Origin of the sequence: Listeria ivanovii subsp. ivanovii (assembly GCF_900187025.1) — a bacterium.
Taxonomy (GTDB): Bacteria; Bacillota; Bacilli; order Lactobacillales; family Listeriaceae; genus Listeria; species Listeria ivanovii.
Genome location: NZ_LT906478.1, coordinates 1,155,347 through 1,167,162, shown reverse-complemented (window position 1 = coordinate 1,167,162; position 11,816 = coordinate 1,155,347). Strand labels below are relative to the sequence as shown.

General features: G+C 38.9%; 16 protein-coding genes and 1 riboswitch. Of the genes, 1 reads left to right on the top strand and 15 read right to left on the bottom strand.

The window, feature by feature from the left end:
* The 7 genes from CKV67_RS05790 to cblT form a co-directional block, all read right to left on the bottom strand.
* On the bottom strand, window positions 1–570 hold the full coding sequence (locus CKV67_RS05790; RefSeq protein ID WP_014092584.1) for a decarboxylating cobalt-precorrin-6B (C(15))-methyltransferase: 570 nt from the start codon (window positions 568–570) through the stop codon (window positions 1–3).
* Window positions 560–1,156 (bottom strand): cobalt-precorrin-7 (C(5))-methyltransferase, encoded by a 597-nt coding sequence (locus CKV67_RS05785; RefSeq protein ID WP_025279889.1) that lies wholly within the window; start codon window positions 1,154–1,156, stop codon window positions 560–562. Before CKV67_RS05785 ends, CKV67_RS05790 begins: the two co-directional genes overlap by 11 nt.
* Window positions 1,153–2,274 (bottom strand): cobalt-precorrin-5B (C(1))-methyltransferase CbiD, encoded by a 1,122-nt coding sequence (cbiD, locus tag CKV67_RS05780; protein ID WP_014092582.1) that lies wholly within the window; start codon window positions 2,272–2,274, stop codon window positions 1,153–1,155. Before cbiD ends, CKV67_RS05785 begins: the two co-directional genes overlap by 4 nt.
* 15 nt (window positions 2,275–2,289) lie before the next feature.
* A complete protein-coding gene (locus CKV67_RS05775; protein WP_025279888.1) occupies window positions 2,290–2,922 on the bottom strand; it encodes a cobalt-precorrin-8 methylmutase in 633 nt (210 codons plus the stop codon).
* A gap of 12 nt (window positions 2,923–2,934) precedes the next feature.
* Complete coding sequence (gene cbiB, locus CKV67_RS05770) at window positions 2,935–3,885, bottom strand: adenosylcobinamide-phosphate synthase CbiB (RefSeq protein WP_014092580.1); 951 nt, start codon at window positions 3,883–3,885, stop codon at window positions 2,935–2,937.
* The gene (locus tag CKV67_RS05765) at window positions 3,882–5,240 is read right to left on the bottom strand and encodes a cobyrinic acid a,c-diamide synthase CobB (RefSeq protein WP_014092579.1); all 1,359 of its coding nucleotides are present in this window, start codon (window positions 5,238–5,240) and stop codon (window positions 3,882–3,884) included. The genes cbiB and CKV67_RS05765 overlap by 4 nt, the downstream gene beginning before the upstream one ends.
* A gap of 159 nt (window positions 5,241–5,399) precedes the next feature.
* Window positions 5,400–5,595, bottom strand: a riboswitch (cobalamin riboswitch).
* Complete coding sequence (gene cblT, locus CKV67_RS05760) at window positions 5,570–6,064, bottom strand: alpha-ribazole transporter (RefSeq protein ID WP_014092578.1); 495 nt, start codon at window positions 6,062–6,064, stop codon at window positions 5,570–5,572. It overlaps the preceding riboswitch by 26 nt.
* A 313-nt stretch (window positions 6,065–6,377) precedes the next feature.
* On the opposite strand from cblT, the gene CKV67_RS05755 reads away from it, so the two are divergent.
* A complete protein-coding gene (locus tag CKV67_RS05755) occupies window positions 6,378–6,929 on the top strand; it encodes a helix-turn-helix transcriptional regulator (RefSeq protein ID WP_014092577.1) in 552 nt (183 codons plus the stop codon).
* Window positions 6,930–6,967: 38 nt separating this feature from the next.
* On the opposite strand, the gene CKV67_RS05750 is transcribed toward CKV67_RS05755, so the two are convergent.
* The 8 genes from CKV67_RS05750 to CKV67_RS05715 all read right to left on the bottom strand — a co-directional run bounded on the left by CKV67_RS05750 (window position 6,968) and on the right by CKV67_RS05715 (window position 11,793).
* On the bottom strand, window positions 6,968–7,414 hold the full coding sequence (locus CKV67_RS05750; RefSeq protein WP_014092576.1) for a cupin domain-containing protein: 447 nt from the start codon (window positions 7,412–7,414) through the stop codon (window positions 6,968–6,970).
* A complete protein-coding gene (gene eutH / locus CKV67_RS05745; protein WP_014092575.1) occupies window positions 7,407–8,528 on the bottom strand; it encodes an ethanolamine utilization protein EutH in 1,122 nt (373 codons plus the stop codon). The genes CKV67_RS05750 and eutH overlap by 8 nt, the downstream gene beginning before the upstream one ends.
* A gap of 15 nt (window positions 8,529–8,543) precedes the next feature.
* On the bottom strand, window positions 8,544–9,089 hold the full coding sequence (locus tag CKV67_RS05740; protein WP_014092574.1) for an ethanolamine utilization microcompartment shell protein: 546 nt from the start codon (window positions 9,087–9,089) through the stop codon (window positions 8,544–8,546).
* Window positions 9,082–9,351 carry a EutN/CcmL family microcompartment protein gene (locus tag CKV67_RS05735; RefSeq protein ID WP_003719397.1) on the bottom strand — a complete coding sequence of 90 codons (270 nt, stop codon included), beginning with the start codon at window positions 9,349–9,351 and terminating at the stop codon, window positions 9,082–9,084. Before CKV67_RS05735 ends, CKV67_RS05740 begins: the two co-directional genes overlap by 8 nt.
* 14 nt (window positions 9,352–9,365) lie before the next feature.
* On the bottom strand, window positions 9,366–9,941 hold the full coding sequence (locus tag CKV67_RS05730) for a TIGR02536 family ethanolamine utilization protein (protein ID WP_014092573.1): 576 nt from the start codon (window positions 9,939–9,941) through the stop codon (window positions 9,366–9,368).
* Window positions 9,938–10,579: an ethanolamine utilization phosphate acetyltransferase EutD gene (gene eutD, locus CKV67_RS05725; protein WP_014092572.1), complete on the bottom strand. Its 642-nt coding sequence runs from the start codon at window positions 10,577–10,579 to the stop codon at window positions 9,938–9,940. Before eutD ends, CKV67_RS05730 begins: the two co-directional genes overlap by 4 nt.
* Window positions 10,580–10,593: 14 nt before the next feature.
* Window positions 10,594–11,346: a cobalamin adenosyltransferase gene (locus CKV67_RS05720; RefSeq protein ID WP_014092571.1), complete on the bottom strand. Its 753-nt coding sequence runs from the start codon at window positions 11,344–11,346 to the stop codon at window positions 10,594–10,596.
* Window positions 11,347–11,508: 162 nt separating this feature from the next.
* Entirely contained in the window at window positions 11,509–11,793 is a 285-nt protein-coding gene (locus tag CKV67_RS05715; RefSeq protein ID WP_003719393.1) for a BMC domain-containing protein, read from the bottom strand.
* Window positions 11,794–11,816 lie beyond the last annotated feature (23 nt).

Below are 11,816 nucleotides of genomic sequence, written 5' to 3'. Positions count from 1 at the left end.
TCACTCCTCTATTTTTTTACAGCCAATAATCATAGTTAGATTTTGTGGTGCAAAGTAATGTCCTGCACCGAGTTTATGCCAATTTGCTACTTGGATTTGTTTCATCGTCAATTCACTAACCGCACATTCTTCTAGATACAGCATGGCGGTAAGAGCATTCTCGAGCAAAATAAAATTGAGTACTAAATGCCCGTTTGTTTTCAAATGTTCCAGTGACCAATCAATAATATCGGTTAAATTTCCGCCACTACCGCCAATAAAAATCGCATCGAATTGGTTAGTTACTGGCATTTCTACTGGAGCATTAGCTTCGATAACAGCGATATTTTGCAACCCGAATTTTGTTTTATTCTGGTTGATAAGTTCTACAGCATCTGAATTTCGCTCGATAGCTGTTACCTCGATTTCTGGATACGTGCAAGCAATTTGGAGCCCCACGCTTCCTGTACCAGCGCCAACATCTAGTACTTTTCGGCACGTACTATTTAATCCAAGTAAATCAATGCTTGCTGCTCGAACTTCCGCTTTTGTCATTGGAACTTTGCCGCGAATAAATACTTCATCCTTCATCTACAATCACCACAACATTCATATCGTATTTTTTTGCTACTTTATTCGGCGAAAGTTGATGGATTCGCTCTTCCGTTGAACTTAAATTTTCACCAATATAGATTATTTTTTTTAAGTCTCGTTTTAAAATTTCTTGGGCGATTTCGTATGGACCAATCAGTGTATCTGTTACCATCGCTACTTTGGAATGTTGTAATAAGAATTCGAAATCTGGAGTTTTACCGTGACTACTTGTGATAAAACAATCATTCATAGGGAGACCAATTTTATGAAACATGATTTGAATGGAACTAATACCTGGAATAATCCGGACTTCTTCTGGAAAATGGGTCATCGTCCAGTTCCCAATCCCATACAGCAACGGGTCTCCGGAAGCTAAAATAACCACTTCCTTGTCTTTATGTTGAATGGTTTTTAAATCTACTAATTTTTTTGGTAAAAGTTCTTTTGTTGCTGTTGTTATATTGCTTACTTCTTGTAGTTGCCGCTTGGAACCAAAAATTGTATCGGCCATTTCAAGCGCCACTATTGCTTCACGCGTTAAAAAACTCGAATTACCTGGCCCAATTCCTACTACACTAATCACTGCCATTCCTCCCGTAAAACCTCGATATTTTTCGTGGAAGCAAGTAAGCCTCGTTCGGTTGAAAAAGTTACCACATCAATTTCTACGCTTGGTTTGGTAAACTTGAGAAAGCGTTCGGACCTTGCTTTAATTTTTTGAACAATTACGTCATAAACTTGTGTAAAACCTGCTGCTTCAATTAATTCACCTGCTGCTTCAGTTGTATTGCATTTTTCGACTTCTTGTAATAGTGAAAGTGGGGCGCCGAGAAGAGCGAGGTTGGCGACCAAGATTTCTGCACGCGCATCCGCATCTTTACTGTATGTCGTAAATATTCCCGCCGATACTTTAACTAATTTGCCGAAGTGCCCTACCATTAAAACTCGTTTAAAGGCAAGACGTTGTGTTTCTTTCAGCATATAGCCCACAAAATTACTCATCGAAACAACTTGATTGCTCGAAAATCCAAGTGTATTTTGGACAAAATCATCGCCGTAATTTCCTGGAACTAAAATGATTTGTTCCATTCCTTGCACTCGTTTCATTTCTAATTCGATGGATAGCGACTTTTTCCAGCCTTCATCTGACATGGGCGTGACAATTCCAGTTGTTCCAAGGATAGAAATTCCGCCGATAATACCAAGATTGCTGTTCATTGTACGTTTGGCGCGTTCTTCTCCTTCTGGTGCATAAACTAAAATATTGGCTCCACTAGTTTCACCAAGCGACTCTCGGACAGTTGAAAGGATATTCTTTCGCGGCGCTGGGTTAATAGCCGCCTCACCAACTGCCACAGAAATTCCTTTTTGTGTAGCACGACCAATGCCAATTCCTCCGTCTAAATGGATTTCATCATCGTCCGTTACCTCTACATCAACAAAAATCCACATGCCATGAGTCGCATCAATATCATCTCCGCCATCTTTTTGTACCGCAGCAGTTGCTTTTGTTTTGGAAAATTGTTGTTTTGCTACTGGGATTTCCAATATCTGTCCGCCGGTTGTTTCTACTTGAACAGCATTCACTTCTTCTTGCGTTAAAATCATTTCCACACAAGCTTTGGCGGCTGCGGCTGCACATGTTCCAGTTGTATAACCTTTTCGATATTTTTTGCCGTTATAATAAATAAAATCTTCCATATTGGCCTGCCTTCTTTACATTGTGATAAGAATTGCGTTGACAATCGCGGCAGCTAAATTACTACCACCTTTTCTTCCGCGGGCCACAATAGCTGGAATATCCGTCGCAAGAATTTCTTCTTTGCATTCCGCAGCGCCAACAAAGCCTACAGGAACAGCAATTACGGCATCTGGTTGCAACTGCCCACTTTCTGCCATTTCGATAATTTTATAAACAGCTGTTGGAGCATTTCCAAGAACAAATAGTTTCGGTCCGTCTTTTAATGAAGCAAGTTTTATTCCGGCCATAGATCTTGTAATGCCATGTTGCTTAGCGATTTCGATTGTTTCAGGATCACTTACGTAACAATGATATTTACAACCTAGTTCATCTAAAAGTCGTTTATTAATTCCACTAAGCGCCATATTCGTATCGGTAAAAATGGTTCCTTTATTTTGTAAGCAATGGATGATTTTCGAAATGGCACCCTGTTGAAAAACCAAACTATCCAAGTAGTCAAAATCTGCTGTCGTATGTATTGCTCGTTTAATAATTGCTTCTTCTAGTTTATTTTGGAACGTGTAATCCGGTCTAATATCATCAATAATTTGTTGAATTATTTCGAAGCTTTTTTCTTCAATTTTTGCTGGATTTTTAATGTAGTTCATTTTGTCACTCCTTTAAAATAGTAATAAATGTATCGTTGTGAAAATAATAAAAGCACAGCTGGATGCGGTATAAAGTAATTTAATTGTTTGGCTGATTTGTTGCTGGGTAACTGGACTTGCGCCGTCACCGATTGTTGGTTTAACAACTGTTTCGCCAAAATATTCATGTGTTCCACCGAGCGTAATATCGAGTGCTCCTGCAACAGCGCCTTCTGGATAGGCGCAATTAGGACTTGTATGTTTTTTTCGATCCCGTAAGCCTATTTTCCACGCTGCTCGACTATCATATTTTAATATAAAACTCGCAATTACTAGGAAGAGCCACGTGAGCCTTGCTGGGATGAAGTTTGCGATGTCATCCATTTTGGCAGAAACAAAACCAATCGCACGATATTTTTCTGTTTTGTAGCCAACCATCGAATCTAGTGTATTCACCGCCTTATACATTAAGGCAAGCACCGGACCGCCAATGAATAAGTAAAAAAGTGGAGCAATGACGCCATCCGCGGTATTTTCGGCAACTGTTTCAATTGTTGCTTTACTAATTTGCTCTCTGGAAAGATTTTCTGTGTCACGACCAACTATCATGCCAACTTGAATTCTTGCTGCTGCTAAATCCCCAGTCGTTAGCGTACGCTGGATTTTCCGCGCTTCTTTCGCAAGGCAAGTCATCGCTAAAGTCGTGTAGCCTAAATAGATAAAAACAATCACATACAACCAGTAAGCCACTTTTGCACTAATAAAAAGTAGGAATGCGGACAAAGCACCAGTCAAGCCAACTGTCAAAACGAATAAGATTCCACCAGCAACATACAACCATTTTTCCGATTCACTTATTTTTCGTAAAAAAGTAACTAACAGCTGGATGAAGTTGCCAATTGCTTTAATTGGATGTGGCCAACTATAAGGATCCCCCAAAAGGCAATCTACTATAAAAGATGTCGTATAAAACAGCACTGTCATCGTTTCATCGCTCCAAACATCTGCATTAAGATAGCTGGATTTTGGTAGAAATGGATGTGCAGATAACTCGCAAAAGTATTCCCTTTTTGATAGCCGCCACACCATTCTTTAATAACTGCTCCGTCGCGCATTTTAGACAAGTTTAGACAAGTTTTTTCCGTTGTTTCAAAAATGGAGTGATGGAATTCATGTCCACGAATCGTTGTCCCGGTTTTACCAAGTAGTGTATCGTGTGCTGGAGTTGCAAAACAATAACCAAATTTCCGAAGTCGCTCCGTCATCTTGCTCACTCCTTCAAAAATGCCTACCATTTCGTAAAGCGTCCCATTCACTTCCAAACTAGTACCGAGATACATCAAACCACCACATTCTGCATATATCGGAATACCGTTTTCATGCGCCGCCAAAATGGACTCACGCATCGAGTAGTTTAGTGCTAGCCTACTTGCAAATACTTCTGGAAATCCTCCACCAATATAAATGAAATCAGCTTCCGGCAACGCTTTATCTTCCAGTGGACTAAATGGAATTAATTCTACCCCTGTCGATTTGATTAAGTCTAAATTATCTTGGTAGTAAAAATGAAATGCTTCATCTAGTGCGTATGCTACTTTTTTACCAGAAAAATTTGGTAGTTGAACTTTCAGATCAGCATTCAAAAATTCTCCGCCCAGTTCGCTAATTTGCACCAATTTCTTCATATCGACATGCGTTTCAATTAAATCGCCAAGTAATGACCATTTCGCTTCTAGTTCACCCATTTCCTCTTGCGGGACTAAACCGAGATGTCTTTCAGGAAGCGCAACATCCGAATTTTTCGGCAAATAACCTAACACAGGTACATCCGTATATCGTTCAATCGCCCCTTTTATTAGGGAAAAATGACTCTCTGATGCTACCCGGTTTATAATCACTCCGGCTAATTTTAGTTCCGGATCAAAGCTGTTAAAACCAGCGACAATTGCGGCGGCAGAAGTGGAGATTGCCTTTCCATCAACCACTAAAATAACCGGTGTTTTGGTACATTTTGCTATAAAAGAAGTACTGGCATTATCCCGGTCTACACCTAACCCATCAAAAAGCCCCATCACGCCTTCAATCACAGATATATCTGCTAGTGCAGCATGCTTTTGAAACAGAGAAGCTAACATGCAATCGTCGGCTATTAAGAAACTATCCAAATTGATCGACGGAACTCCGGTAATTGCTTGATGATAATTCGTATCAATATAATCGGGTCCCACTTTGAATGGCTGAACACGTAGACCTCTTTTTTTCAAAGCCTGCATAATACCAAGCGTAACGGTTGTTTTTCCGGCTCCACTTGACGCTGCAGCAATGACGATTTTCTTCATCTGAATTCACCTTTCACTTTAGCCATAAAAAAAGACACCAAACAGAACTTTGGCGTCTTTTTGCAGATTTATCCTAGGTGTTTCTTGCAAACGCAAAGAAACGTTCCTATTATGAAACCTGTTTAATAAAGACAACTCGCTCCCTTAGAAGTTGTTTCTTAAATATCGAGTATACTAGCGGTCTCCTGACTCAACTTCATCCTACTCACCAGTCTTCCCGGAAATAAATTCCAGTGACATACATTTGGTTTTCGTCCGTATTACAGTAGCTAGGGCCTGTAGAGGATTCGCACCTCTTTCCCGGATTAATATACTCACCTATTTAGTTTTTAATAACCGGCAATTCGCTTTTTCCAGCGTTCCGGTAATACTTGATACACGATTTCTGCTACAAAAACATTGCAAATCGTGCCAATCGCAAGGACTGGAAATAATGCAAATACTGCTTCGTGCATGAATGGGTAAAGTGCTAATAAAGATAGCGGACAGTTAAAAACAAAAGCAACTAGACTAGATAAACTAACGCTAATTAGTTGTGGTTTTTCTGCCAACATTTGACGGGTAAATCCATAAGCAATCATCGTAATGCCCATCATTCCAGCAACAATTAAATGTATCGGTAGCGTTAACGGAAAACCCGCTAGTAACGCTGAAGTTAAATGACCGAATATCCCAAGAATTGCCCCGTACATTGGACCGAGTAATAAAGTCCCGATAAAAGCTGGTGCCGCATCAAATGCAACTGAACCCATTAATTTTATGTTTGCGCCAATTACACACATCGCAATTAACATCGCACATAATACTAATTTTTGAATCTTCAACTGAAAAGATCACCCTCTCGTGAAAGCGTTATTTCCACCTCATTATAGCCTTGTTAAACCAGTGGTACAAGGGCGTGCGTGAGCTAGAAAGCAAAATAGTGCAAGCTTTCATAATCGCCCTGTTCCAACATTTCGCCGTCAAATTAGCCACCAGTGTGAATTATTTATCATATTTATTGCTTTACCAGACAAAAATGACAATATTTTGTTATAAAAAAGAATTTATTGTTCTATTTAAAATGCAGGATAAAACGTTATTTCAAGCGATTTTATGGTATAATTAATGTGCGAATAAATGGAGGAGAGATGTATTTTGGAGAAAGAAAATGTCGTCAATATTCAACCAATTATGTTAAGTCAAGTAGAAAACCAATTTACGGAACAAATCCAAGAAGACTTTAGCAAAAAAAATCCTGATCACACAGCCCTACTTCATTCACTTGAAACAGTGGAAGTTCTCGATGTATTAAGCGATTATTACTCCGCACATGAAAAACAAAAACAACCAAAAAAAGAAGTAACTCCGGCGAATAAAGCTTGCGGAGAGCATAAGGAAATCAAACAAGCCATCCGTTATATTAAGAAAAACATCCACCGCTCCATCACTTTAGAAGAAGTAGCAAATTATGTGTATCTAAGCCCGTTTTATTTGAGTAAATTATTTAAAAACGAACTCAATATTAACTTTATTAATTATGTAAACGAACAAAAAATGCTTTATGCGAAAGACCAGCTAGCGAAAAGTGATTGGGCAGTACATACAATTGCCAAAAACTTAGGCTTTTCCAGAGCAAGCTATTTTTGTAAAGTTTTCAAGAAAACGTTTGATATGACACCAAAAGAATATCGCGATTCTTTAAAATAAAAAAAACGATTCCAGCGAAATTCGCTGGAATCATTTTTTTATTGTGACTGCCAATCAGCCGGATAAGTAACATAAACAAATCTTGCTTCCCCAGTTACAGAGAACTTGATTTTACTTCCTTTTGGAATGAAAATAATTTCTCCTGGACCTGCGGAAATCGTTCTGCCATCAATGACAACATCTAGTCGACCTTCAATAATATAGTCCACTTCGTCATAGTCTAAGAACCAATCAAATGTAGTGTCTTTCATTTCCATTAAACCGAAACCTAGACGTTTGCTTTCTTCTAATGTGACTAAATCTTTTGTATAAACTACATCACCTGGTTTTCCAGTGTCTAGTCGATCTTCTTCAGTAACTTTTACTTCTGGAAGTTTAATGGATAAAATCCCACTAACATCTACTTGCTTAGATTTATGACCCATTTTTTCTAAGACAACTTGTTTGACTAATTGTTCTAGTAAATCTCTTGAAATATCAGCCATTATTTTTCACCACCGTTTGTTCTTTTGCTTTATTTTTCTTCATCATTCGGTTGGCCATATAAATAGCTACACCAACCGCGGTTACCCCTCCGACTAGTTTTCCGACAATCATCGGGAAAATCATATCTTTGGCGACACCAGCCGTAAAGCCTAAATGGTCTCCGAGGACAAAGGCTGCGGATACAGCAAAGGCAACGTTAATAATTTTACCACGCTCATCCATATCTTTTAACATTTGGAACATCGGAATACTGTTTGCAAGTGTGGCAACCATACCAGCTGCAGCAACTTCATTCATACCAAGCAGTTTTCCCATTTTCATAAGTGGCTTGTTGAATACTTTGGTAATAACGAACACTAAACAGAAGGCTCCGGCAAGTACAAGAGCGATACCACCAACGATTTCAATCCCTTCACTTACTGGTGCAATTCCCGGAATGATTGTTAAACCAGTTAGTTGTTGAATTGCCCCAGCAACTAGCCCGATAGTAGCGACGATAACAACACCTTTTCCGAAAACAGTAAAGCCTTTAATCATCGCTTCTGGTTTAAACCAAAGACCAATCATAATTAAAACAGCTACGAGTATAATTGGTACTAAGTTTTTGAAAATCATAATTGGAGAGAATCCTGCAACAAGTCCACCGATTAAACAACCGATTGGAATTGTAATAATACCAGAAAGTACTCCAGTTGCTAAATATTTATGATCTTCTTTTTTTATAATTCCTAGAGCTACTGGAATCGTGAAAACAATGGTTGGTCCCATCATCGAACCTAAAATTGCCCCAGCAAAAAGTCCAGCATCCGGAGTTTGTGCAAGTTCTTGAGCTAGCGCGAAGCCACCCATATCATTTGCTAAAAGTGTTGTTGCAAACATCGCTGGATCTGCTCCTAGCGCGGTGTAAATTGGTACAACAATCGGGCTTAAAATTTTTGCTAAAACAGGTGCAAGCGTTATAATACCAACCATCGCAAGGGTTAACGACCCCATCGCCATAATTCCTTCTTCAAACTGTGCCCCTAGGCCAAATTTATTACCAATAATTTTGTCGATGGCGCCAAGAATCATAAAGATTACCATTAAATAAATAATAATTTCATTAATGCTCAAAAGTGTTCCTCCATTCTATAGATAGCGTTTTAAAAGTTCATCAGGAGAAGGAATGATCGTATGATGTATCACCTTTTTTTGTTCCGCAGTATCTATTAAGATCTGCATCCCTTCTTTGATAGCACTAACTTCCCCTGTAAAAACAGCCACAAATTTCCCACCAATCGAGGCACCAAGCGTCATCCGCTTTAAATGAATAGCTGATTTTTTCAACGCCTCATTCACTGCATTAAGCCCCGCACCCAATTGACTGATTTCGATAATTCCAACTGCATCAATCTCCACTTTAGGATGTTTATTCTGTAAAAAATGGAGCAATTCTTCATGTACTAAATGAATTATGTAAGAAGAAACGTGGAATTTGCCCGCTTCTTCTTTTGCATCTTGCATCGCACTAGTAAGTTCACCGGAAGCACCTTGCAAAATAATTAAAAATTTACCTGGACAAGTAGGACGAAAAGTAAACAAAGTCACATTGCCAGCTTTTAAGAAATTATCAGCCATTTCGTAACCTTTGCTTATACTTCTGAGTTCAAGAATACCTAAGGACTTTTCAGCCATCACGTTCTACCGAATCGATAATACCAACGATACATGCATCTACAGGAATAGTATTATCTCCGGTTGATGCTCGTGCCGCGCTACCAGTTGTAACGAGAACAATATCGCCACTACCAGCTCCGGCGTTATCAGCTGCCACTATGGAATGTCTTACTTCTTCCACTTCATCGGTACAAATTTCTACTAGTAGTAGTTTCAAACCATTTAGTTTCTCATCTTTTCTCGTTGCCCATAAACTTCCGGTAACTTTTCCAATTTGCATGCGGCTCTTCCTTCCTAACTTTCTTTAATGCTAATTCGTTTTTCCTGTAAATAATCTTTTGCAAGTGGTGTTAAAAAACTTCCTGTTGGTAAAATAAATTCTGTCTTGTTTTTCGTTCGTTTTTCCACATCTTGCGCAGTGATTACTTTGGTTATTTTTGCTACGCTAGCTGATTTCGTGATAAATTCTACCCCAAAGCGAGATAATTTATCTTCGTATTCTTGCAGTAATTGTCTGATACCATATTTAGTTGTCCGTCTGTAGTCATGTGCTTTGACGCCATCTTTTAAAATCGCGACAGGAACACCTTGTAAAAGTTGATTCGTGATAAATTGTTCTTTTTTGTTCATTGGTGCAAGCAAACTAATGCGAGCCATTTCAGCAATTTCAATTGTTTCGAGCAAAAGAAAATCACAAGCGCGTTCTGACCGATCGTAAAGCGAAACTTGATAATCAGCTTTATAACACTGTCTGAGAGTGTGATCTACGTCTTCACCCATGATAATCATTTTTTTGGTCGGTAATAATTGGAGTCGCTTCATGACTTCTTCCGTAACGGCTTTTATGAGTGCTTCTGTATCCATATTCATTTAACCGGGGTTTTCTTAATAATTTGACCTCGAATTCCCTTTTTAAATCCACACGCATTGGCTTCATCGTAATCAATGTGCATATATGTAGAGAAATCAGGGCTAATTCGAACAACTACATCATCAAAAATAAGTGGTCTTTCGCCGTTAATTTTCACTTGCACAATTTCACTTTGTGTCACTTGATGTTTTTCTGCATCCTGTGGTGTCATGTGAATATGACGTTTAGCAACGATTAGTCCTTCTGTAAGTTGGACACTGTTTTTAGGTGATAAAAGCAAAATTCCTGGTGTGTTACTGATATCTCCACTTTCACGAACAGGTGCTTTAATTCCCAGAGCAGTACCATCTGTCGCACTAATTTCTACTTGGGTTTTCTTGCGGATTGGTCCAAGGATAACGACATTATGGATGACGCTTTTTGGTCCAACGATACTAATTCTTTCTTTACAAACATATTGACCTGGTTGAGAAAGATCACGGAAATGTGTCAGTTCATACCCAGTTCCGAAAAGTGCATCCACAGTTTCACGATCTAAATGTACGTGCCGACCGGATGCTTCTACTTCAACGCCTGTTTCAAGCAGCGCGCGACGAGTAACTTCTTCAATAAGGCTTGTGATTAATTCATTATTCATGGTAAGCCTCCTTACTATTTGTATTCACCAGTTCTTACGCGGAACATTAGTATCCAAAACAAGCTGGATAACCGATTGAGCGCTTGGATAATATCTGGTCTTTTTACCGAATAATCCGCTTCCTTAAATGCTGTAAACGCAGCAAGTTCAGTTTCACGGACCATCGTTCTTAATTTGTTTAAATGAATGACAGCACTTCCCATTGTATAATCGGGCATAAAGTGCGTCATTTGATAATATTTTTTAGGATTGTGACTACGTTCCCGCAGTTCTTTTTCATCCATTCCTAGCATTTGGACTGTTTCGATTTGCTCATTCAATACTTCTGATCGAACGATATTTCTTACAAAGGTGAGGATTTCTTGTAAATCTTCTGCTAGAGCCTTAAATTCACTAGCAACCGAACACTGAGTTTCCAGTATTTCTGCTTCAAGTGAATCTAGTTTTCCGCGGAAGGCAATTTGTGGATGGTCTTTAAATACAAGCAAGTTACCGCGAAGATGGGTCATATGCTCTGGCTTTTCGTCTAAAGAACCACCATAAATCGTTTGGAATTTTGCACGTGCTGTTTCTTTTTTTATTGGTTCCACTACTACTTTTGTTTCAGCTATTTCCTCAATAAAATGAAGGTCAATTTTCTTTTCAGATAAAAAACTTTTTGCTGATGGCGTAATAATCGTACCTTTTTGGACATCTAACGTTTTTTTCGTTCTTAAATCGGTGTGTAAATAGGCTTTTCGTAACTCATCTTCTGTCAAAATAGCCAAAGAACCACATCCTTTTGTCCCATTTACAATTGGTGTTAGTAATGTTGGGAAGCTTAGTCTTACAAAATCTGGCAAAAAGCGAAAGTACTAACCTAAGTGTCTGATGGAACTCCTTGCTAGTTACTAACGCTTCTTCCTGATTTAATTTAGAAATTTGTTTTATTATTCAGCGCTTTTTGGTAGAATTGCATCTACTTCGCTGTGTGGACGTGGGATTACGTGTACAGATAGTAATTCTCCAACACGTTCTGCTGCTGCTGCGCCTGCATCTGTTGCTGCTTTTACTGCGCCAACATCACCGCGTACCATAACTGTTACTAGACCGCCACCAACTTGTTCTTTACCCATAAGTGTTACGTTAGCTGCTTTCACCATTGCGTCTGCTGCTTCTACTGCTCCTACTAAACCTTTTGTTTCGATCATACCTAATGCGTTTGCGTTTGCCATTTTAAAATTCCTCCAATTAGTGT

Excerpts from the sequence above, each read along its gene's own strand:
- CKV67_RS05790 (WP_014092584.1), bottom strand. The coding sequence starts at position 570 with ATGAAGGATGAAGTATTTATTCGCGGCAAAGTTCCAATGACAAAAGCG.
- CKV67_RS05730 (WP_014092573.1), bottom strand. The coding sequence starts at position 9,941 with ATGAATATGGATACAGAAGCACTCATAAAAGCCGTTACGGAAGAAGTC.
- CKV67_RS05775 (WP_025279888.1), bottom strand. The coding sequence starts at position 2,922 with ATGAACTACATTAAAAATCCAGCAAAAATTGAAGAAAAAAGCTTCGAA.
- CKV67_RS05765 (WP_014092579.1), bottom strand. The coding sequence starts at position 5,240 with ATGAAGAAAATCGTCATTGCTGCAGCGTCAAGTGGAGCCGGAAAAACA.
- CKV67_RS05740 (WP_014092574.1), bottom strand. The coding sequence starts at position 9,089 with ATGGCTGAAAAGTCCTTAGGTATTCTTGAACTCAGAAGTATAAGCAAA.
- eutD (WP_014092572.1), bottom strand. The coding sequence starts at position 10,579 with ATGAATAATGAATTAATCACAAGCCTTATTGAAGAAGTTACTCGTCGC.
- cbiB (WP_014092580.1), bottom strand. The coding sequence starts at position 3,885 with ATGACAGTGCTGTTTTATACGACATCTTTTATAGTAGATTGCCTTTTG.
- CKV67_RS05750 (WP_014092576.1), bottom strand. The coding sequence starts at position 7,414 with ATGGCTGATATTTCAAGAGATTTACTAGAACAATTAGTCAAACAAGTT.
- CKV67_RS05735 (WP_003719397.1), bottom strand. The coding sequence starts at position 9,351 with ATGCAAATTGGAAAAGTTACCGGAAGTTTATGGGCAACGAGAAAAGAT.
- CKV67_RS05715 (WP_003719393.1), bottom strand. The coding sequence starts at position 11,793 with ATGGCAAACGCAAACGCATTAGGTATGATCGAAACAAAAGGTTTAGTA.
- cbiD (WP_014092582.1), bottom strand. The coding sequence starts at position 2,274 with ATGGAAGATTTTATTTATTATAACGGCAAAAAATATCGAAAAGGTTAT.